Source organism: Lentimicrobium sp. S6 (assembly GCF_013166635.1).
GTDB lineage: Bacteria > Bacteroidota > Bacteroidia > Bacteroidales > UBA12170 > UBA12170.
The window spans coordinates 19,473-42,419 of sequence record NZ_JABKBZ010000005.1 but is presented as its reverse complement, the minus strand read 5'-3'; the positions used below and the strand labels follow the sequence as shown (position 1 = coordinate 42,419).

The window sequence follows — 22,947 nt, the reverse complement described above, 5'->3', positions numbered from 1 at the left end:
TTCATTTGTTATTTCAAAGTCCTTTTCAAAATATTAATATCAATCCATGCTTTTAAAAACCCCAAGCCATAGCTTATATGGATTATAGGAAATAGGAAGATTAAAACGGTAGTCAATCGTGCTTTATCTTTAGCAATACCAATTCCAAAAGACTCCCAAATATCAGCAAATAGATATACCATTCCAGCAAATAGGAATAATAAAAGCATCAATGGGTTGATAGAAGAAGCTGTTCCTGTAATTAAAAAGAATAACAATCCAATGGATGGAGAAAGCTGTCTAAGACTTGCGGAAACGCCAAGCTTTGCATTCACATAAGGCTTAAAATAAGCTTGATTTTGAAAGAAATGAATAATCTGAGTCAAAGTAGTAGGACAATTATATTCTATTTCTAATGAAGGAATCAAATACATCTTCGCACCTTTTGCTGCTATTCTCCCATTTAACTCATCTTCAGCTAGGTTTTGAAGTTTCTCATCAAATAAACCCCAATTATCAAAAACAGATTTTCTATAAACACCTGTAGGCAAGGCAGAATATTCTCTGTTTTTTTCAGCAATTAAACGATACTGCGTATTTCCAACCACAAAAAAACTCATTAATGAAGCGGCAATCGATTCCGATATCAAATTGGTATTTGTTGCCTTAGGAACGAGAACCCCACCCAATTTATCAGCAGCTAATTCATCAGTGTAAGTTAACATATCAACTAAATATTTTGCTGGATAGAGAGCTTGCTCTTCTAGTATAAAAATTAAATCCCCTGAGGATTCTTTTATAGCTTGATTATAATCAGAAACAATCTTATTCTCCAAACTCTTTAGCTCTTTTATTGCCTGAAACCTGTTTTTCAACTTGGAAACAATCTCTGATTTATCATTGCTTCCAGAAGGAAAGAATAATAGGAGCTCCTCCTCTATTGTTGGTCTCTCCAAATCCATTAAATATTGGATAAAATCGTGTGATTCTTCCAAAGAAGATTTTAAAGAAATAATGAGACTTATTTTTTTTATCATGTTTCTATTTTATGATTTCCACAAAATCGTTCATTAACTTAGGAAAGATTCCTCTTTCTTCAATTTGCTTTCTATTAAACCTGATAATAGACATCCTATTATTACGCAATTTATTAATCAGCTTTAAATCAATATCTTTTTCTATTAAAATCCCATTTTCCGCATTCTTCACCCATTCCCTATTGGCAGGAATATCAGACAAAATAGGAATACAACCATAAGCTAAAGCCTCTAACAAACTCACACTAGTGGAATCGGATGAGGGCAAAGAGAAATAAAAACTACTTTTAGAATAAACCTTCGCTTGCTCTTCCGCACTTAAAAACCCTACAAATTCAACTCGCTCCGTCAAACCCAGTTCTACAACCTGCCATACTAAATTTTCCTTATCAGCTCCTTCATTAGATACTACCAACCTCGCTTCCAAATCCTCCTCTGCAATGGATTGAAAAGCTCGAATCACTTCTCCAATATTATAGTTCTCGGAAAGCGCTCTATTTGAAAAATACAGACTGGCTTCCTTTTCATATTCATTGAAATCTGGCATCTCGTCCAAACCAAATGTAAAGGTAATTACAGGTTTATTTTTAATCTGCTGAATCACCTTACTCATATGATTAGAATCCGAAGTTATATAATCTGCTTTAGAAAGCACAAACTTCATTATCCTAAAAAACACCTTATTCCGAAAAGGAAAAACTAAAACATCGGTTCCCCAGGCTGATGCTACAAATTTAAACTTTGAATAGCCAAACTGCTTTACCAAGGCAATTAAAAAACCATGACTACTGATATAATGGGCATTTACTATTTCAGGTTGAATTCTCTTTATAATACTATTTAATTTGAATATCTTTTTAAAATAACCAAGTGTATTTCCTTCTGCTTGCACTTCAACCCCAAGAGCTTCTCTTTTTTCCGCAGGTATAACTTTCTTCAAAGACTCAGAAACCTGAGAAGAAGACACCACAAAAACATCATAATGCAAAATGAGTTCTTTAACCCATTTCAATGTATGAGGACTATTACCATCTCCAAAAAGAAGATATCTTTGCTGTTTTCCCATTTGATTAATCATTTGCCCAAGCTTCATAAAAAGGTTTCAGTTCGGCGTGCTGCTCCAGTATTCTTTGATCCATTTTTTTGGTACTCCCAATCACGGTAGCTGGATTTCCAGCTATTATTGAAAAGTCTGGAAACTCTCCTTGCACATAACTATATGCGCTCACCAAGCTTCCTTTTCCAATCCTTGTTTTTGGCATAATCACAGAATGTGGTCCAACAAAAGTATATTTTCCAATAAACACACTACCCTTTATATAGCCCACCAAATTTGCAAAATCTTTATATTTTTCTCCATAGAGTCTAATAGAATTATGGGAAGAATGAGTCGTTATACTACAATAATTCGTAATTTGAACACCTTCTTCAATTTCAATTCCATTACTGGCTTCTATAAAATTAAAATGACCAATAAATACCTCCTTATCAATCTTCAGCCTCTCTTTATAATCTAAAAAGGTAGAACTGCTAATTCTTATATTTTCCTTTTTTTCCTTTTGGAAATTACGCTTATAATACACCATAATAGGCCGAGCCTGCGAAGCAAAAAAACGCAGATAAACTCTCTTAATAGCACTAAAAACATTTCTCATGGCTATATATTATCTAGTTTTGTGTCACATTTCTTAATCAATGAATAAACCCAAAGAATAAAAAAGCTCAAAACAATTATTTGTAATACCGTTAATAGCTTGAAGGTTCCAGTAACACTCCAATCGTAGCTTCCCCCAATAACAATAGCACATACTAATAACAAATTGGATAAACTTCCAAAAAGGAAAGAAGCATTTAACTTATCAAAAACCACTGGAACCATAGCTAATGGACCAGTGATAAACTTCATCCAAATCCAAGGAGCTAATATGGCGGCATAAGTTCCTGCGGTAATAAAATTCTTACCCAGATATAATTCAAATATCTCAGGTCCAAAAAGCATAATAATTACAAAAATAGGTAATCCAATTAAAAATAATAGCAGAATTATTTTTTGAAAGAAAACCATCATGCTTTCATCATTTGATTTCATAATAGATATTTTCCTGAAGAAAATCTGACCAACTACTCCTCCAATGAGTATAGACGGGGCCAATAATATTTTATAAGTTCTACCATAATATCCCGTTATATCATCACCAAAATAGTGGCTAATTAAGAATACCAAAACACTTAGAAAAAACATATCCATAAAAGCATGAAGCGAATTGGTAGTAGGAAACTTCTTATATTTTTTAGCCAAAGATTTCATTTCCGACTTCTTCACTTCTTTTACTAAAGCTTTATCCTTTTTAAAAAAAGGGATGAGCACTGCTATTGTGGAAATCAATTGCCCACTCAAATATGCAATAATTAACCCAGCATTCCCTAACTTCATATAACCGAATAATACATTCAAACCTGATGTAGTCCCACTCTCCGAAACCTTTGAAGCTGCCATATAATTATGATAAGCATTCCTATTGGCCCACTGATTGAAGCTATTAAAAACCCCCACAGCCAATACTGATATAGGAACATACCAAAGGAAGCGACCTAACTCATCACTCTTTTGAACTTTACAAACCCAATCATTGAGCAACCAAGTGACAAAAAAAGAAACAATAGCAATAATTACTGTAATGAAGAGAGCTAAAAATAGAACATTTATACTTTTCTCCTTTTCCTTAGGAAGCATTATTGCAAACTCATATCTACCAGTTGCTATAATCGAAAACATAACCGCCACCGAAGTAAATAAAGTAATAATACCGAGCTCCGCTGCTGTATATAATCGAGTGATGAAATATTCAGCAATAAAAGGCAGCACTTGTGCCAATAGGCTTCCTGTTAATAGCGTTGCTACTTGCTTGGCGAATTCCGATTGCCTGATTTCTTTAAACATAAGTCCTACTCTTTGAAGAAACTACTACAAAACCAAACTCCAATGCAAAAAGCGAAAAATACTTATGCTTGAACATAGAGAAGCATATCCTTCTCTCAATCAAGATACATATCCCAAACAATGCTTGAAGAAAAAAAACAAAACGATTTAATTTATTGCTCATGAGTACAGCTATATCTTGAATGCCAAAAATAGGAAAATTATCCATTGTCTCCCGACAATCATACACTCAGAAAACACAAGCTCCATTGCGATTTATTTTGTGAAAAAAAGGCATGAAAAAACATATTTCTTGAGCTTTGATTTTCAGCTTAAAAGAAAAATACAAGTCATTTGTTTAAAACTCCAAGACAAAACATTTGAATTATTGAATAACTTTGACCCAAAATTTGCGAATGAAACTTTGTGTAGCCGAAAAACCGAGTGTGGCCAAAGAAATAGCCAAAATAGTGGGTGCTAAAACCCGCCACGATGGATATTTTGAAGGTAATGGTTATTGGGTAAGTTGGACTTTTGGGCATTTATGCACCTTAAAAACTCCCGATGACTACGACCCACGGCTAAAATGGTGGAAGCTTCATAATTTACCTATCATTCCTCAAAAGTTCAGCATTAAACTCATTGATAATCCTGGAAGTCAGAAGCAATTTCATATTTTAGAATCTCTTATTCAAAACGAGAAATGCACTGAAATCATTAACTGTGGTGATGCCGCCCAAGAAGGAGAATTGATCCAACGCTGGGTATATCATAAAGCTGGAAATAAAAATCCTGTGAAGCGATTATGGATTTCTTCATTAACGGAGGAGGCCATTAGAGAAGGATTTCAACATCTACAAGAAGAAGACAAGTATCAACATTTATACGAAGCTGGGAGCGCACGAGCTATTGGAGATTGGTTACTAGGCATCAATGCCAGTAGGCTTTATACCTTAAAGTATGGTACTGGCAAAAATGTATTGAGTATTGGAAGAGTTCAAACACCTACCCTCGCGATGATCGTTCAGCGTCATCTCGAAATTGTCAATTTCATTCCCAAAGATTTCTGGGAAGTAAAAACAAAATACCGTGAGGTCATGTTCTCTTATGAAAAGGGAAGGTTTTTTGCTCCAGAAAAAGCCGAGGAGATGATGGAAAAAATCAAAGAGGATTTATTCACCATTGTCAGTTTCGAAAAAAAGAAAGGCAAAGAATTTGCTCCCAGACTTTTTGATTTAACTAGCTTACAGGTAGAAGGAAATAAGAGATTTAACCTCACTGCGGACGAAACACTAAAAACAGTGCAGCAATTATATGAGAAAAAATTGGTGAGTTATCCTCGTGTGGACACCACCTATCTTCCAGATGATCAGTATCCTAAAATTGCTGGTATTCTGAAAGGACTCAACGATTATTCTTCTTTAACACAAAGTGTTTTAGAGAAAAAGATACCAAAGACCAAAAGAGTATTTGACAATTCAAAAGTTACCGATCACCATGCTATTATTCCAACAGGAATAAGAGCTAATAATATGACTGGAGTGGAGCGTGATGTATACGATGCCATTACCCGCCGATTTATCGCCAATTTCTATCCTGATTGTATTATTTCAAATACCAAAGTTGTTGGAGAAACTGCTGGCTATCCTTTTAAAGCTACAGGAAAAGAAATACTCACTCCTGGATGGAGAATCGTTTTTGGTAAAGAAGAAAATGAGGATGACAAAGGACAGCTAATGCCAACTTTTGAAAAAGGAGAGCAAGGTCCTCATGAACCAGCCATGGAAAAAAAGCAAACACAACCACCCAAATATTTTACAGAGGCCACCTTGTTAAGAGCCATGGAAACCGCAGGTAAACAAGTAGACGATGAGAAGCTCAGGGAGGTCATGAAATCCAATGGAATTGGTCGTCCTTCTACACGAGCCAACATCATAGAAACCTTGTTTCGCAGACGATACATGACCCGAAAACGAAAGGCCTTACACCCTACCGAGACAGGAATTGAGCTCATTGGCTCTATACAAAACGAACTGCTTAAATCCGCTGAATTAACTGGCCAATGGGAATTGAAGCTCAGCCAGATTGAAAGAGGGAAATATGATGTAAAGCTCTTCTTGAGTGAGATGAAAGAAATGGTGAGTCAAATAGTAGATGAGGTGAAAAAAGAATCCGCCAAGAAAATCACTTATCAGGAGGAAGAGGAAACTAAAAAGACTAAAAAAGCCAACCCTCCTCCTAAAACTAAAAAGGCTAAACCTATAAATAAGCCCGAAGACATAAGCAAACTAGTTTGTCCAAAATGTAATTCTGGAAAGATCCTCAAAGGGAAAGCTGCCTTTGGATGCAGCAATTGGAAAACTGGATGTGACTTCAAAATCACCTTTGAAGAACTTAAAAGTAAATATAAAAGTGAGTATATAAGCTCTTCAGTTCTTAAGAAATGGAAAGCTTAAGTATTCCATAACAAAAGACTTTCACAATTCATGTTCGGTAAATCAAGTATTATTCTATATTTGAATTTGAAAAAACTAAAAACAAATATTACAATCAAAATGAAACGCTTTTTAACAATCATGCTATTATTAGCACTGGTTATTCCTGCCAGTTATGCACAAAAAGGACTTAATGTAGGTGGTAACTTTATGTACCTTTCTTCTTTCATGGTGAATCAAAATACTTGGGGTAATGGTCACGAATATGACTTTGCTGCAACTTCAAACACCTCTTTTGGTTTAGACCTTGGATATAATTTCAATGACAACATTGGCATATATTCTGGATATTGGATGATGAATCTAGGTCAGAACTATACCGATGAGTATAAAGACTTTGAAGAAACTACTTCATCATCTTTTGAAAGAAATCTACTATTCAAGTATAATGTGATTCCAGTCATGTTAAAATTCACTGGTACTGAAACTAGAGTTAATTTCATGGGTGGGTTTGGGATTTTATTTGCTATGATGAAAGACGCAGAGCAAACTTGGACGAAAAACGGAAGTCCATATACTCAATACCATGAAGAGGATGAATTCGAAATTACAGCCAAAGATGTAACCGATCGTTATGAGAAAAACGACATCATTTTAAACTTAGAGCTTGGTGCTAGAATTGTCATTATTGAGAATTTATATGTTGATGCGACTTTAAACTTTGGTTATGGTCTTAAAGACATTAATGCAGCAGATTGGCAAATACCAAATAACGATGGTGTTTATTCTGCTTCTCACAATGCCTATGCTGGTTTTAAGGTGGGTGTAGCTTATGTTCTTTTCGGAGACTAACACTCCCTGTTTATAAATACAAATGCCGTTTCTTGTTATAGAAATGGCATTTTTTGTGTCATTAGATTTTGATATCTTTGAACTCAAATCTATACCCATGAAGCCTATAATTTACATTCTTTTTATTTCCACCATGCTGAGCACATCAATTTTTGCATCAGATACTCCAGAAAAAGCCCTTGCTCAACTTCAAATCAGCCAACTTTCCTATTCAAAGCTCTCACCAAATCCCACTAAAAATGATTCTTCCATAAAAGCTGAGGATAGTTATTCATATTATGAAGAGGAATATTTCAGCGCAAAAAAAAGGAGAAACGGAGGCCTCTTTTTAACAGCATTTGGTTTAAGTGGATTTATTGCAGGTAGTTTAGTAGCTATGGAGAATAAAAACGACAAGGAAAAAGAGAGTTTAGGTGGAGTGGGAACAGGTATTTTTATTACCGCAACGGTGATGACAGGAATAGGAATCCCTTTATGGATTTCGGGCTCCTCAAAAATGAAAAAGAATAGAGCTGTTCTTGAAAAAATGGAAGAAAAGTCCATAAGCCTCCAACTATCTTCCTCAAAAAATGGGATTGGCATCAGCTTAAGATTTTAAGCAGCATATATTTACAAAGACCTCCTCAAAATCTTGGCTTATCTAAAATCTTTCTAAATTCAATTAACCTTATAAGAAGCTTAGAATTATTTCTATTTTTGATTTGTATTCTAAACGCCAATTATGAAGTCTATCTATTTTATCATTATCTTTCTACTATCCAGTTTATTTTCCTTTAGTCAAGATAAATACAAAGACATTATTTATCCTGTATCAGGAGGAGATTCTATTACTGAATGTCAAATTCTCAAAATAAAAAACTGGAATACCATCATCTATGAAAAAGATGACTTTCAAGATACTGTTCTAGCCATTGCTGCTATAAAAAATGGTCGATTTATCGATTTCCGAACTCGTGAAGAGATAAAAGCCAATGCCTACCCACTTATATTTTCTTCCACAAATGAAAAAGAGAGAATAAAAGGAGAAGCGTTTTTTCAAGCTGAATATCAGAAAGCATTAAAACAAAAAAAGGGTGGTGCAAAGTTTAGTCTTTTAGGGGGAGCTATTGGTGCAATAACTTATGGGGTTATGTATAGAAACAATAAAAACAATGAGTCTACCAGATACTTCATTCCTGCTTTATTTATTGGTGGTGGCGTCCTCTTTAATCTAGGCACTCCTCTCTGGATTTCGGGTAGTATCAAAGCCAAAAAAAGTGAAGATGCCATGCTAAAACACAAGCAAAAAGACATCAGCCTGAATATGGGGATGACCAACAGCGGGATAGGCCTTATCATTAAATTCTAATCTCAAAACATATAATCATGCGACACCTTATCAGCATTCTCTTTTTTCTATTAACAATATCTTCCTATTCTCAAGAAAGCAATACCGACACCATCTTTCTAAATGACGGAACCATTATCCATGCAAAAGTCCTCAAGCAGAAACTAGGGAAGTCTATCACCTATAAAAGTGAAAACGGCTCTATAACAGTTATCAGCTGGAAAGATATTCAGAAGTATTATATAGATAACAAATTGACAATTACTAAAGACACTGATCCTAAAACCATTAAAAAGAAATCCTATTTGGACAAAGGATATAATGAATATGCCGCTTTTGGCCTGGGAATAGGAAATGCCTATGGCGGCTTAGGGGCACATCTTCAAATTAGAGGAGGAAAAACACTAGGCTTTGGTGGTCATTTTGGGGCAGGCTATCTCCCAGGTATCAATGGAGGGAATAATAGCTTTGGATGGAATATTGGAGCGAAATTCTATTATTTCAAATATCTATTCATAGATCTTACCTATGGGGTAGTTGGGTTTTCTGACTGGGGGCACACAGTTCTTGGTCCTTCCGTATTAATTGGAGGAGATTTTATTTTTTCAGAACACATTGGGCTCAACGTTGCTGTTGGAGCCTCTAAATACAATAAATATCAAGGAGCTACTCTAGATCTAGGCCTCTTAATTAAACTATCATCTCCAAAGAAAAAATCTGAAACTCCAAAAGAAATTTAACAATGAAGATTGATTTAAATACTATTTGTTTAATGTTTGGAATTCTATTTTCAACTGCAATTTACGCTCAAGATAACAATAAAGATTTGGTCTATTTGAATAGTGGAGAGATTGTTTCTGGTACTTTGGTGGAAATCGCATACCCTCGTCATGTCAGACTAATGGTAGAGGATCAATATCTTGAACCTTTTTTATTTAAAGACATAGATAAAATCATACAAAACCAAATGTATGACGATCCATTTGATGTGCTTTATATGGTTTCTGGCGAACGCACCATAGGTATTATACTCCAAATAAATCCCAATGATTTCATCACTTTTATACCAGACCATTTAGGAGATACGGTTTGTATTTCCCATGAAAAAGTAAAACGCATTTTTCACAAAAAAGAGAATATTGAAAGAAAGCTAAACGCTGTATATAAGGGAGACCACCATTATTTTAGCATTAGTCCAGGAATTGAATTTGCCCATGGAAGGATTGGACTTAGCTTTCAATATAGAGTAGGGGGTGATTTTGGAGTGGGGATGTATGTGAGAGGAGGTTTTAATTTAGCCTTTTTATTCGGACCAGAGCCCTATTATAATGTGGGCTTAAAACTGTATTTTCTCAATTCTTTCTACATAAATGGAGGCTATGGAATCATTGGCCATTATGAAGAAAGAATTCCTCCATATACGTCTATTGAAGACCGTAGAACAGCGTCCGTTGAAGGTTTCACTGCAAGAATAGGAGCCGACCATTTCTTTAATAAATCATTTGGGCTAAACATAGCTATGGGTAGAGAAATCCCCATTGAAAAAGAAACAATCGACCCCAAATTCCTGTTTGATATGGGTGTTATTTTTAAATTCCCAATTAGAAAGCATAGAAATCAATCAAAAAAGAAATGAAAAAACTTTTAGCTCTCAGCATCTTTATGATTCTCACACTCACTGGGTTCTCACAAAAGAGCTATCCTGATCTTATATATTTAAAGAATGGTAATATTATTAAAGCGAAGATAACTGACCAAAAACCAGGAGCTTCGATAAGCTATAAAAGCGAAAATGAAATCACTACCACCATTCAATGGTATGAAATTGAAAAGTATTATATTGATAACAAAATGACTTTAGTTAAGACTAAAGATTCTAAAATCACTTCTAAAGACTTGTCAAAAGACTCTATTGTTAATCATGAAGAACTACAAAAGCTCAAAAAACAAGACTATATATATTTTAGGAATATTGATATCTTAAGGGGAGAAATCATTGAAGACCATCCTCATGATTATCTAATACTGAAGAATCATAGCTTTAATCACTTAAGGATTCCTTATGATTACATCAGAAGAATTAGGTATTCTCCTAATAAGGGAATCAAATCTAAAAGATTCAAAAAGAAAGAGACAATATATGAGGGTTATTCTAAATCTACGGGTTATGACTTCCTTATTTTAAAAAATGGAGACACCATTAGTGGAATTGTCTTTCAATTGAACTACCCCAATAATACCCGAATACTTAGGGATAGGAAATACCGAGAAACCTATTCTCTTTCAGAAACTTCTTTTATAAAGATTAATCAAAACCCTAAAAAATATAAAGCAACCATATACTTTGGAAATAATGAAAAGCTATCGGGAGATATTTTAGAAATTTGGCCTGATTCAATAAGCAAACTAAAACCCCTTGTAGTAATTGATACATTGAGTTTTGAAAGTGAGAATGTAAAAACAATAAAATTCACAAAATCTCGACAAACCATGCAACAAAGGTTATATTTCAATGGGGATTATCATTATTTGAGCATCGCAGGAGGATTTGGAAATAGTTACGGTTATTTAGGCCTTAGGGTTCAATACAGAGTGGGTAGTGTGTTCGGGATTGCACCACATGCTGGAATCGGAGTATATCCAGATCCAATGTTTCAAGATTTAGGTCCTTGGTATAACGTAGGTATTAAAGTGGTTGGTTTTAACTGGCTATACTTTGATTTGAGCTATGGTGTAGTGAATAGATCTTATAATGGAAGTTCAGAAAACAGACATGATAATCCAATAGACCAAACAGCTACCTCCTTTCTTGTTGGAGCCGATTTTTTCTTCACTGAGCATATTGGAATGAATTTAGCTTTTGGAAAAGTGATACATTCATCAAAAGCTAGCCTAATGGATAAAATAGTATATGATACTGGATTTATCTTGAAGATTCCAATATGGAAAAGGAACACACCTTCCCAGCACAATGCTTTGCCTTTTTAGTTTTAGTAGCATAGGAGGAGTATTATACCGATTATATATTGAAATTATAATGCTAATTTCATTAAACATTAGTTTTATTTCTAAACTTTCAAAATTATAATTCCCCAGCAGTGATTGAACAATTTGAATCCGTAATTCTCGTTACAAAAAAATGAATTTATATGGAATATATATGTAGACCTATTCTAGCTAAGAGAGCCTTTATATTTGTGAAAAATCAATAAGAAATTCGGTGTTATTATCTAAACAATTATAGTGCTTATCTGCTAATTCTAAATAAGCAATCAAAAGCACTGAATTATAGCCTATTTTATTTGGAATGAACTGTGATATTTTCATAAGTCAAAAATTAGAGACCAAGCATCAACTCTACAATACAGCTTTTTTTCCATCGGGACAAGGCATATTCTATAGCCTTCAAATCTGCATGTTTATTCAATAATCTCTTTTCGTAAGTTCCCATAAGGGTTTCCCTGAAAAAGATAAGCATTGTACGTAAATTAGTTCTGGGTAGGGGTTTCGGACGGTTTTTTCTTCGTAAACTTGGCATGAAATTGAAATTAAAACCTTATAAAAAACAATTGATATGGCTAATGTAATGGAACAAAAAGTTCAAGATTTTATGGCAAAAGTTATTGCTTCTAACCCAGGTGAAGTTGAATTCCACCAGGCAGTTCATGAAGTAGTAGAATCTTTAATTCCTTTCGTAGAAGAGAATCCTCAGTATAAAGATGCTAAGATTCTTGAAAGAATGGTTGAGCCAGAAAGAGTAATTCTTTTCCGTGTGCCTTGGTTAAATGACAAAGGTGGTGTTGAAATCAACAAAGGATATAGAATTGAGATGAATTCCGCTATCGGACCTTACAAAGGTGGTCTTCGTTTCCATCCAACTGTAAATCTTGGTATCTTAAAATTCTTAGCTTTTGAGCAAGTACTTAAAAATAGTTTAACTACTCTTCCAATGGGTGGTGGTAAAGGTGGATCTGATTTTGATCCTAAAGGAAAATCTGATAATGAAGTGATGCGTTTCGCTCAAAGCTTCATGACAGAATTACAACGTCATATTGGTCCTAACACTGATGTACCTGCTGGTGATATCGGAGTTGGTGGTCGTGAGATTGGATATATGTATGGCCAATATAAGAGAATTCGTAACGAATTTACTGGTGTTTTAACTGGTAAAGGCCTAGGTTGGGGTGGTTCTTTAATCCGTCCTGAAGCTACTGGTTACGGTGCTGTTTATTTTGCAAGAGAAATGCTCGCCACAAGAAAAGAAACTTTCACTGGTAAAGTAGTTTGTATTTCTGGTTCTGGTAACGTTGCTCAATATGCTACTGAAAAAGTTACTGAATTAGGTGGAAAAGTAGTTACACTTTCTGATTCTGCAGGTTTCATTTATGATCCAGCTGGTATCGATGCTGAGAAATTAGCCTTCGTTATGGAATTGAAGAATGTGAAGCGTGGCCGTATCAAAGAATATGCTGAAAAGTATGGTTGTGAGTATCACGAAGGACAACGTCCTTGGATTATCAAGTGTGATGTAGCTCTTCCTTGTGCTACACAAAACGAAATTAATGGTGAAGAAGCTCAAACTTTAGTTGATAATGGTTGTTACTGTATCTCTGAAGGAGCAAACATGCCTTCTACTCCAGATGCTATCACCGTTTATATTGACTCTAAGATTCTTTACGGTCCTGGTAAAGCTGCTAATGCAGGTGGTGTTGCTGTTTCTGGTTTAGAAATGACACAAAACTCTCAGCGTTTAGCTTGGACAAGAGAAGAAGTTGATGCAAAATTAGACTCTATTATGATTGACATTCACGAGAACTGCGTTAAGTGGGGAACTGAAGGTGAATTCATCAATTATGTAAATGGTGCAAACATTGCTGGTTTCGTTAAAGTTGCCGATGCTATGTTAGCTCAAGGAGTTGTATAATTCAGGTTATTTAGTTGTTAAACTGATTATAGATTACAAATCCCTACCAATTTTGGTGGGGATTTTTTTGTCTCAGCTTTTTTGAGGAGGGTATTTTAGAGAACCTATCTAACATAAAAAAACTAGTTCGTACCAATACACTTTTGTCTAAGTATATTTGAGAAAACCAGTTTAAGAAGTTTAATAAGAAGTATATTAGTCTTAAAAAACATACTGCTTCACATCAGCAGCCTCAATCTTCTCGTCAGACAATATCACGAGCCTTTCTACCACATTACGCAACTCTCTTATATTACCAGACCAATCGAGCTCTTTGAGCGCCTTAATAGCCTCCTCAGAAATTTCTGGAGCTTTCTTTCCTTGGGACTCACTACTCTGCTGTAAAAAGTGCGCTACCAGATGAGGAATATCTTCTTTCCTATCTTTTAAAGAAGCAACTTCTAATAAGATTACACTCAATCTATGGTATAAATCCTCACGGAAATTTCCTTTTGCTATTTCCTCTTTCAGGTTTTTATTGGTGGCCGCAATAATTCTAACATCCACAGAAATCTCTTTCTCCCCTCCTACTCTAGTAATCTTATTTTCTTGCAGTGCCCGCAAAACTTTAGCTTGTGCTGACAAACTCATATCACCAATCTCATCGAGGAATAATGTTCCGCCATGGGCCAATTCAAAATCACCTTTACGCTGCTTAATTGCAGACGTAAAACTCCCTTTTTCGTGTCCAAATAACTGACTCTCGATCAACTCAGATGGTATGGCTGCACAATTGACTTCAATAAATGGCTTTTTGGTTCTATCACTACCTTCAAATAAGGCTCGTGCTACCAATTCTTTTCCCGTTCCATTTTCTCCGGTAATTAGAACACGAGCATTGGTTGGTGCCACTTTATCTATCATTTCTTTTAAATGCAGCATGGGTTTAGACTCCCCAATCATGGTATATTTTTTAGCTACTTTTCTTCTTAGCGTTTTGGTTTCAGCGACTAAGGTTTTCTTGTCCATGGCATTTCTAATGGTCACCAAAAGGCGGTTTAAATCCAAAGGCTTAGCAATATAATCGAATGCTCCCATTTTAATAGCCTCCACCGCAATATCGATATTTCCATGACCAGAAATCATAATAATTGGACTATCAGTAATCTTCATGGCTTTTTCCAATACTTCCATGCCATCCATTTCGGGCATTTTAATATCGCAGAGTACCACATCGAAAGCGGTCTGTTCCATCAAACTCAAACCTTCGCTCCCATCTACAGCCAAAAGCACTTGGTGCTTTTCATACTCTAGAATTTCCTTGATGGTGTTTCTGATGCTTCTCTCGTCGTCTATTACTAATATCTTTGCCATAAATTCTCTATATTTAAGCTTATATAAATGCAAGCTACAGCGTTGCTTTATAAATTCAAAATCCTCATTTACTTCAGTAAACTGCGGTTTTAAATTTACTTGCGCCTTGAATCTTACTATTTATATAAACTTTTAATTCTTAATGTTTTAGGAATGAATAATGAAATTCAAATTGAGCTTCATTACATTACCTTTTGTTGTTTCATTATCTAATATAATATAGAATACTGAAATCTTTACTTTTTTTGCTATTTGATTTTTACAATTTCTCTAAACTTTGGATTATTATATTTTGTTTTTAATGAGTGAATGTTTTAATGGTGTAATGATTGAATAGTTTGACCAATTCTAACATTCTATCATTAACTCCTTTATTCATTCTATCATTGATTCATTCCATTCAAAAAGCGTTCCACAATCTCAATGGCATTCTGAAAACGCTGTTCGCCCTGTCCATTAATCATATGATATTTAATTCCTCTTTCATCAAATGATTTCTGATATAGTTTCATTAATCGCTCTCTATCATTCGGGTTTTCTCTTTGTGGATCGTAGGTCCATTCTAGATCGATATCTGGAACCAAGTATAAATCGTAAGTTCTGGATCTCACTTCTTGCAATACCCAATCACTCGTCCTGCCAAATTTCTCTTCACTCCAAATATGCATGACCGTAAGATCGGTATCAATAAATAAAAGAGAATCTCTTTCTAAATTGGCATCCTCTAATTGTATCTGCCCCTTAGCAATTTCAAGCAAATCATTTTCGTTATATGGTCGGTCTAGCTTTTCGAGATATTCACGAGCATATTCAGAAACATATTGGGCTTTAAAGTATTCAGCTAATGCCTGAACCAGCGTTGATTTCCCTGTACTTTCAGGCCCAGTAATAAGGATTTTCTTTACCATATTATCTTTTTGCTACAGCTTGTTGAATACTCTTTTTCCATGTGAAATAAGCCATAATAGCCAAAACTAAGAATACCGTATATTGAATGGCCGTAAACCCATATCCTTTTACCAAATACAAAGGAATAGAAACCACATCCCCAACAATCCAAAGCGTCCAGTTTTCAATTTTCTTATTGGCCATGAGCCACATTCCTGCAAAGAAAATACCAGTGGTAAATGTATCTAAATAGGGAGTGGCCAATCTAAATTCCTCAACATTTCCAGAGCCTAATTTATCAATAGCAAAATCTATACTTTCAAAAAAGCCCAAGTGATTTGGCATCACATTATAATAGCGATAAACCACAATCACAAAAACACTTGTGAAAGCGAAGATTCCGAAAGCTTTAAACTTATCCATAGTATTGGTTCGGGATATGGGAATATGATTTTCATCGCCATCCACTCTACTCCACATATACCAACCATAAATACTCATGATGGTATAATAAATATTAATGATTAAATCGCCATAAAGCGTCCATTGGGAAAGCAAGTAAACATAAATAACCGTACTGATGATTCCTGTAGGGAATACCAAAATACTTTCCTTACGCGCATAGAAAACACTAGCAATTCCAAATATAGCTGCTAGAACTTCGAGAAGAATATGAAATATACTAGCCGTTTGATAAGGCTCCAATAAGAATTCGAACAAACTAGACATTTGCACCTGGATGTATTTGCAAATCAGCGTTGATGACTTTCATCACAAAAATGGAATAGGGTAATTCCATGGCTGCTTTCATTTCTTTGGTCACAATAGCCATTACATCATCATACTCACCAAATATTTGGGTACTCATACCATTGGTTTCCACATTGATTTCACTGTAGGTATTTAGTCTGTCAATAAATGATTGAATAGGCGGAATAAACTCTTCCTTTAAAGGATAATAACTTATTTCTATAGATGTTCTCATTCTGCAAAAGTAAAACAAAGGACTTAGAAATCCTTTATTAAAAGTCAATAGCGTCCTAATAATTACAATAGACTCCTCGCTACGCATCGGAGTGACAAGTGTTTTGGTAAGGAAACTGGAAGAATGGGTTTGATTTTGCCATTGAAAAAATAAAGCCCATTCTTCCATGGAGTCATATTCTAATACATTGTCTTTCTGAACGAAATGCAATGAAGTAAAGAATCTTTTTATAATATGAAACGTATTTTGGACAGTATTGATTAATAGTAATTAATTGACGCATATAACTCTTTATTCTTTATAGTTTTTTGTAGAAATATATTTGCATTTTCGCTTTTAGTTAGGGGATAAACCAGTCATTTTTCAATTACACAGAAGTGATTAACAATAATTCATAATAGAGTCCATAAAAAAAAGGAGCTCCAAATAGGAACTCCTTTTCTCTCATCAAAGATGAATATTTTATTTCAAGGATTTACCTTCTTTATGGTTTTTCAAACCTGTCTTTAAAAACTCAACGTAATTTGCCACATTTAAATCATAAGCTTTTGGCTGGGTCAACATTTCACCATTAGGATTAAGTAATACATAATAGGGTTGTGCATTTACATTATGTTTAGCTATTTGCATATCAGCAAACTTAGCACCTATGGTCTTTTTTACTTTACCATCATATACAGAAGTCACCCATTCGCTTTCTGGAAGTTTAGACTTATCATCCACATATAATGCAGTAACTATATAATCGTTTCTTAACATATCTAACACTGTAGGGTCAGACCAAACATTGGCTTCCATTTCGCGACAATTCACACAGGCATGACCAGTAAAATCGATAAACACAGGTTTGTTTTGCTCTTTAGCACAAGCTAAGGCTTGATCGTAATCAAAATAACCATCTAAACCATGAGGAAGATGTAAGAACTCAGAAAACTTTGGTGTTTCACATAATTCTTTCTTAGCCACTCCCCCGCCACTTCCGGCATTTTCTCTAGCAATTTTATTGACATCAAAATCCTGAGAAGTCATTGGAGGCATATATCCTGAAAGTGCTTTTAAAGGTGCCCCCCACATACCTGGAATCATATAAACCACGAAAGAGAAGGTTGCAATGGCCAAAAATAAACGAGGCACTCCAAGTACTTTCAATTCACTATCGTGGGCAAATCTTAATTTACCTAATAAGTAGAGTCCCATTAAGAAGAAAATCACTATCCAAAGTGCTAAATACACTTCTCTGTCTAATAATCCCCAATGGTAAGTTTGGTCGGCCATACTTAGGAATTTTAAACCTAAAGCCAATTCTAAGAAACCTAAAACTACTTTTACTGAATTTAACCATCCACCAGATTTTGGCAACTTGTTTAACCACTGAGGGAAGAAAGCAAATAAAGTAAATGGTAATGCAAATGCCAAAGAAAATCCCAACATACCTATAATGGGCTTGAGAAAAGCGCCACCAGCAGCTTCAACCAAAATAGTACCAACAATAGGACCAGTACAGCTAAAAGAAACCAACACTAGAGTTAGGGCCATAAATACAGGGCCTAAGAAACCACCTTTATCTTCGTTGGCGGTAGATTTATTTACCAACCAGTGTGGCATAACTATTTCGAACATTCCGAAGAAGGAAGCCGCAAAAATAACGAAGATAACAAAGAATAGAATATTAGGAAGCCAGTGAGTAGACAAGAAATTTGCAATTCCAGGGCCAGCAACAACAGCTAATACAGAACCAATAAATACATAGATAGCAACAATAGAAATACCATAAACTGAAGCTTCCATTCTACCTTTGGCTTTATTTTCTCCACCTTTCATAAAGAAAGACACGGTCATAGGAATCATAGGAAATACACATGGTGTTAAAATAGCCGCTAAACCAAATAAGAAACTCACAATAAAAAAGCCCATTAAGCTATTTTCTCCTTCACCTGTAAGATTATTTGTAGAAGCAGCTTCAATCACAGCCTCTTCAACTTCTGGCGCGTTAAATACAAACTCGAACTCCTCATCCGTGGGAGGGAGACAACGAGTATCATCACAAACCATATAGTTCACATAGCCTTTAATCACTACCTTTTCTTCTGTCAGCAACTTAAATTTGGCTGTAAAAGTAGCTTCATGAGCAAAATACTTCAATATCATATCGAAGTTCTTGTCAAACTCCTCAATACTTTCAGTTTCTTCTATTTCTCCCACCAATTCGTAATCTGCATTTTCCTCAAAGCCAAATGTTGTAGCTGGAGGAGCCATATCAATATGCTGACTATACAAATGCCAATGCTCATCAATACTAGCATCGAAGGTAATCACAACCTCATCTTTTGATGTTTGCTCAGATGAAATATTCCACTTTACAGGAATTAAAACTTGTGCTTGTAATTGTATTCCTAATGAAGCTACAAGAAAAACAAGTAGTAAAAAAAACTTTTTCATGTGTTTATTATTATAAGTTTCTAATTTTTTTAAAAAGTCACAGGTACTTTGTAAATTTTTTTCAAAAGGCAAATTTAATTAAAAATTCACATTAGCCTATTGATTTTTACGATTAGTGCAAAATAATTAAAAATTCTTACAGGAAATACAAGAAACATTTATTGTCTTAAGATTATTTAACACTGGCAAACAAATCTCAAGTAAAACTAAAGCCATCAATATATTGTGGTTCTCAATTAAAATGGCTTAATTTGTTGAGTTAATTTAAAACCACATTCATGTTAATAATTGGGATAGCTGGCGGTTCTGGGTCCGGCAAAACAACTGTTGTAAAAAAGATGGTCAATTCGCTTCCTGAAGGTTCGGTAACCGTCATTCCTCAGGACGCATACTATAGGGACAATAGTCACCTTACACCAGAAGAAAGAACTAAAATCAACTTTGATCATCCTGGTTCCATTGAATTTGCATTATTAAACAAACAAGTAGATCAATTACTAGCCAATGAGACCATACAAATGCCAACCTATAATTATGTAACATGTTCTCGGGGCAAAGAAACCATTGAGGTAAAACCATCTCGTGTGATGATTATTGAAGGTATTTTGGTGATGACCAACCGAAAACTTCGAGACAAAATGGATGTGAAGGTTTTCGTGGATGCCGATGCTGATGATAGACTGATGAGGAATATCAGAAGAGATATGGAAGAACGAGGAAGATCCTATATCGAAACTTTAGAGCATTATCAAACTTGGGTTAAGCCCATGCATCAAACATTTATTGAACCTACCAAGAAATATGCCGATGTGATTGTACCCCAAGGAGGAAAAAATCATGTGGCTATTGATATTTTAGCCACTAAAATCAACCAAAGCCTACACGAAGTGGATTAGAGGATTCTAACAATAAATAGTTGAAAGAAATTTATGCCTAGCCAGATTATTCTTAGCTAGGCTTTTTATATTTGTGCAAAATCGGAATCCATGAAAGTGATTAAAATACTAAAAAACAGATTCATCATTGCTACTCTTATCTTTTTGGGTTATCTGTTGATATTTGATCAGTATAATTTCAGAGCCCAGTATAAACTAATGAGCGAGCTTTCCGATTTAAAAGAAGAAAAAGAGTTTTACAAAAACGAGCTTCACCAAGATAGCCTCACCTATCATACCTTATTTAATAATAAAGAAAACATCGAAAAGTTCGCCAGAGAACGCTTTATGATGAAAAAGCCTCATGAGGATATCTTTATTATTGTTAGGGAGGATTAAATAGGATTCAAATTTGATTCCATGTTCACTTTTCTTATTTTCACAAAAATCAAAGCATCCATAATATTGAATAATGAAGTTTGAAAAACTTTATATAATGCTCTCCTTAGCAAGATAACTGTCCTCCTCGCTCCAACCTCCAGACCTCACAAAACGAACATCCTCATTCAGTTATCTAGAAATAGATTTTAACTTAATCATAGATTTTTCAAAACAAAATAAATGTTTTTCAATACTAATATCCCGACGAATTAAAGATTGTCAAGCCCATATTAAACACACTTATATTTCTGATTCAATGCAACTTAAATAATTTCATTACCATTTACAACAAATTTGTCAATACCCACATTTTACGAATCACATTCCTCTTTCCTGTCCAGTATCCTTTAATTTGCTATTCAAAATAAAGCAAAGATGAAAGAAGTTGTTATCGTATCAGCTGTTCGCACAGCCATAGGAAATTTCGGAGGAAGTTTATCAAAACTATCCGCCACAGAATTAGGAACCATAGCTGCCAAAGAAGCTATTAAGAGAGCTGGAATAAAAGCTGAACAAGTTGACGAGGCCATCATTGGCAATATACTATCAGCAGGTTTGGGCCAGAATATTGCTCGACAAATCAGCATAAACGCAGGCATTCCTTATACCAGTCCTTCCATGACTATTAATAAATTATGTGGCTCAGGATTAAAGGCAGTAAATTTAGCTGCACAGATGATTATGCTCGATGATGCTGATATTATACTGGCCGGAGGAACGGAAAGCATGTCAAACGCTCCTTACCTTTTACCTAAAGCTCGATTTGGCCAAAAAATGGGTCACGGTGAAATTGTTGACAGCATGATTAAAGATGGATTAACAGATGCCACTAATAATTATCACATGGGCATTACCGCTGAAAACATTGCTGAACAATGGAATATCAGTCGTGAGGAACAAGATCAATTTGCGGTCTCTAGTCAAAACAAGACTGAAAAGGCACAAATTGATGGGAAATTTAAAGACGAAATCATCCCCATCGAAATTCCACAACGAAAAGGAGATCCAATCATCATTGATACGGATGAATTTCCAAAAGCTGGAGTTAAACTAGAAAAGCTTGCAAAGCTACGACCCGCATTTAAAAAAGACGGGACGGTAACCGCTGCAACATCTTCAGGTATAAATGATGGTGCTTCTATGTTAATTATCATGTCAGCAGACAAAGCCAAAGAACTAGGATTAAAACCCATGGCAAAAATCCTTTCCTATGCCAGTGCTGCTCTCGATCCTACCATTATGGGCTACGGGCCAGTTCCTGCAACTATGAAAGCTTTGAAAAAAATAAACATGGACATCAATGAAATAGATCTCATTGAAGCCAATGAAGCTTTCGCAGCACAGTCAATTGCTGTAGCACGAGATTTAAAATGTGATGTCAATAAAATCAATGTGAATGGTGGTGCCATCTCATTAGGTCATCCCATAGGAGCTTCTGGTGCAAGAATACTAACTACCCTTCTTTATGAAATGAGAAGAAGTCACGCAAAAAAAGGTTTAGCTACCTTATGCATTGGAGGAGGCCAAGGCACAGCCCTTATCATTGAAAACATGAATTAGTATTCCAAAGTTTATTGTAATAGTCAAGGGAATAAAAAAAATATAATTATATGAAAAAATTAGAAAATAAAGTCGCCATCATCACAGGTGCAGCAGGTGGAATTGGAAAAGCTGGAGCTGAAATATTTGCAGCAGAAGGCGCCACGGTCATCGTTTGGGATTTAAACGAAGACAAAGCAAAAGAAACCATTGAGGAAATCACAACAAAAGGAGGCCAGGCTTTCTTTATGAAGGTTAATACCGCCAATTTCGAAGAAGTAGAAAACAGTGTGAAAGAGGTGATTTCAAAATATCAAAAAATTGACATCCTAATCAATAATGCTGGGATTACTCGCGACTCTACCCTCCTCAAAATGACCAGAGAGCAATGGGATCAAGTAATTGATGTAAACCTTACTGGCGTTTTCAATTGCACAAAATGCGTTATCCCTCATATGCTCGCTGTTAAATCAGGCCGTATCATCAACACCTCATCAGTAGTGGCCTTATATGGAAATTTTGGGCAAACCAATTATGTAGCCACAAAGGCTGGATTGATAGGAATGACTAAAACATGGGCTCGAGAATTAGGAAGAAAAGGCATCAATGTAAATGCTGTAGCTCCTGGTTTTATTGCCACAGAAATGGTGATGAAAATGCCAGAAAATGTTCTTGATGCTATGAAAGCTAAAGTACCATTACAAAGGCTAGGAGCTCCTGAAGAAATTGCAAAAGCTTATCTTTTCTTGGCATCCGAAGACTCCTCCTACGTAAACGGAACTGTGATTAGCGTAGATGGAGGCATGACTGTTTAAGCCCTACAATGAGCTGTTCAAAAGGAGTGATTTTATCAATGAATTTTCCTCTTTTTTTGGACCGCTCATCTGTTTATAAAATCTAGAATTCAAGTTTCAGAATAAAAAGATAAAAAGTAATTTTAAAAGGTAATTATC

21 protein-coding genes are annotated in these 22,947 nt (G+C 35.1%); 12 read left to right on the top strand and 9 right to left on the bottom strand.

The features are described from left to right. Positions 1–8: 8 nt before the first annotated feature. The 4 genes from HNS40_RS03375 to HNS40_RS03360 are packed head-to-tail and all read right to left on the bottom strand — an operon-like array spanning position 9 to position 3,957. Positions 9–1,016: a glycosyltransferase gene (locus HNS40_RS03375; RefSeq protein WP_172277657.1), complete on the bottom strand. Its 1,008-nt coding sequence runs from the start codon at positions 1,014–1,016 to the stop codon at positions 9–11. A 4-nt stretch (positions 1,017–1,020) separates the two neighbouring features. After that, the gene (locus HNS40_RS03370) at positions 1,021–2,109 is read right to left on the bottom strand and encodes a glycosyltransferase (protein ID WP_172277655.1); all 1,089 of its coding nucleotides are present in this window, start codon (positions 2,107–2,109) and stop codon (positions 1,021–1,023) included. Continuing rightward, a complete protein-coding gene (locus HNS40_RS03365) occupies positions 2,087–2,671 on the bottom strand; it encodes an acyltransferase (RefSeq protein ID WP_172277653.1) in 585 nt (194 codons plus the stop codon). Before HNS40_RS03365 ends, HNS40_RS03370 begins: the two co-directional genes overlap by 23 nt. Before the next feature lie 2 nt (positions 2,672–2,673). Next, entirely contained in the window at positions 2,674–3,957 is a 1,284-nt protein-coding gene (locus HNS40_RS03360) for a lipopolysaccharide biosynthesis protein (protein ID WP_172277651.1), read from the bottom strand. A gap of 395 nt (positions 3,958–4,352) precedes the next feature. Between HNS40_RS03360 and HNS40_RS03355 the strand changes: the two genes are divergently transcribed. From HNS40_RS03355 to gdhA, 8 genes are all read left to right on the top strand, one after another. After that, complete coding sequence (locus HNS40_RS03355) at positions 4,353–6,392, top strand: DNA topoisomerase 3 (RefSeq protein ID WP_172277649.1); 2,040 nt, start codon at positions 4,353–4,355, stop codon at positions 6,390–6,392. Positions 6,393–6,491: 99 nt separating this feature from the next. After that, on the top strand, positions 6,492–7,223 hold the full coding sequence (locus HNS40_RS03350) for an outer membrane beta-barrel protein (protein WP_172277647.1): 732 nt from the start codon (positions 6,492–6,494) through the stop codon (positions 7,221–7,223). A gap of 97 nt (positions 7,224–7,320) precedes the next feature. Continuing rightward, the gene (locus tag HNS40_RS03345; RefSeq protein ID WP_172277645.1) at positions 7,321–7,821 is read left to right on the top strand and encodes a hypothetical protein; all 501 of its coding nucleotides are present in this window, start codon (positions 7,321–7,323) and stop codon (positions 7,819–7,821) included. 123 nt (positions 7,822–7,944) lie between these two features. After that, positions 7,945–8,571, top strand: coding sequence for a hypothetical protein (locus tag HNS40_RS03340; RefSeq protein ID WP_172277643.1), 627 nt, complete (start codon positions 7,945–7,947; stop codon positions 8,569–8,571). Positions 8,572–8,588: 17 nt separating this feature from the next. Next, positions 8,589–9,290 carry a hypothetical protein gene (locus tag HNS40_RS03335; RefSeq protein ID WP_172277641.1) on the top strand — a complete coding sequence of 234 codons (702 nt, stop codon included), beginning with the start codon at positions 8,589–8,591 and terminating at the stop codon, positions 9,288–9,290. Between the two features lie 2 nt (positions 9,291–9,292). After that, positions 9,293–10,186, top strand: a complete 894-nt coding sequence (locus HNS40_RS03330) for a hypothetical protein (RefSeq protein ID WP_172277639.1) — start codon at positions 9,293–9,295, stop codon at positions 10,184–10,186. Then, positions 10,183–11,538, top strand: a complete 1,356-nt coding sequence (locus HNS40_RS03325) for a hypothetical protein (protein ID WP_172277637.1) — start codon at positions 10,183–10,185, stop codon at positions 11,536–11,538. Before HNS40_RS03330 ends, HNS40_RS03325 begins: the two co-directional genes overlap by 4 nt. 580 nt (positions 11,539–12,118) lie before the next feature. Then, the gene (gene gdhA, locus HNS40_RS03320) at positions 12,119–13,474 is read left to right on the top strand and encodes an NADP-specific glutamate dehydrogenase (RefSeq protein ID WP_371742919.1); all 1,356 of its coding nucleotides are present in this window, start codon (positions 12,119–12,121) and stop codon (positions 13,472–13,474) included. A gap of 201 nt (positions 13,475–13,675) precedes the next feature. Here gdhA and HNS40_RS03315 read toward each other — a convergent pair whose 3' ends face one another. The 5 genes from HNS40_RS03315 to HNS40_RS03295 all read right to left on the bottom strand — a co-directional run bounded on the left by HNS40_RS03315 (position 13,676) and on the right by HNS40_RS03295 (position 19,139). Beyond that, on the bottom strand, positions 13,676–14,827 hold the full coding sequence (locus HNS40_RS03315) for a sigma-54 dependent transcriptional regulator (protein ID WP_172277633.1): 1,152 nt from the start codon (positions 14,825–14,827) through the stop codon (positions 13,676–13,678). A 383-nt stretch (positions 14,828–15,210) separates the two neighbouring features. Next, positions 15,211–15,735: an AAA family ATPase gene (locus HNS40_RS03310; RefSeq protein WP_172277631.1), complete on the bottom strand. Its 525-nt coding sequence runs from the start codon at positions 15,733–15,735 to the stop codon at positions 15,211–15,213. 1 nt (position 15,736) lies between these two features. Beyond that, positions 15,737–16,444, bottom strand: coding sequence for a nicotinamide riboside transporter PnuC (gene pnuC, locus HNS40_RS03305; RefSeq protein WP_172277821.1), 708 nt, complete (start codon positions 16,442–16,444; stop codon positions 15,737–15,739). Further along, positions 16,437–16,910, bottom strand: coding sequence for a hypothetical protein (locus HNS40_RS22880; RefSeq protein WP_216663605.1), 474 nt, complete (start codon positions 16,908–16,910; stop codon positions 16,437–16,439). The genes pnuC and HNS40_RS22880 overlap by 8 nt, the downstream gene beginning before the upstream one ends. A 252-nt stretch (positions 16,911–17,162) precedes the next feature. Further along, positions 17,163–19,139 carry a thioredoxin family protein gene (locus tag HNS40_RS03295; RefSeq protein ID WP_172277629.1) on the bottom strand — a complete coding sequence of 659 codons (1,977 nt, stop codon included), beginning with the start codon at positions 19,137–19,139 and terminating at the stop codon, positions 17,163–17,165. Positions 19,140–19,417: 278 nt separating this feature from the next. Here HNS40_RS03295 and udk point away from each other — a divergent pair, with 278 nt between their 5' ends. From udk to fabG, 4 genes are all read left to right on the top strand, one after another. Beyond that, positions 19,418–20,035 (top strand): uridine kinase, encoded by a 618-nt coding sequence (udk, locus tag HNS40_RS03290; RefSeq protein ID WP_172277627.1) that lies wholly within the window; start codon positions 19,418–19,420, stop codon positions 20,033–20,035. A gap of 90 nt (positions 20,036–20,125) precedes the next feature. Continuing rightward, positions 20,126–20,413: a septum formation initiator family protein gene (locus HNS40_RS03285; protein WP_172277625.1), complete on the top strand. Its 288-nt coding sequence runs from the start codon at positions 20,126–20,128 to the stop codon at positions 20,411–20,413. A 417-nt stretch (positions 20,414–20,830) separates the two neighbouring features. Beyond that, entirely contained in the window at positions 20,831–22,015 is a 1,185-nt protein-coding gene (locus HNS40_RS03280; protein ID WP_172277623.1) for an acetyl-CoA C-acetyltransferase, read from the top strand. Between the two features lie 50 nt (positions 22,016–22,065). Beyond that, a complete protein-coding gene (gene fabG, locus HNS40_RS03275) occupies positions 22,066–22,809 on the top strand; it encodes a 3-oxoacyl-[acyl-carrier-protein] reductase (RefSeq protein WP_172277621.1) in 744 nt (247 codons plus the stop codon). Positions 22,810–22,947: the final 138 nt, after the last annotated feature.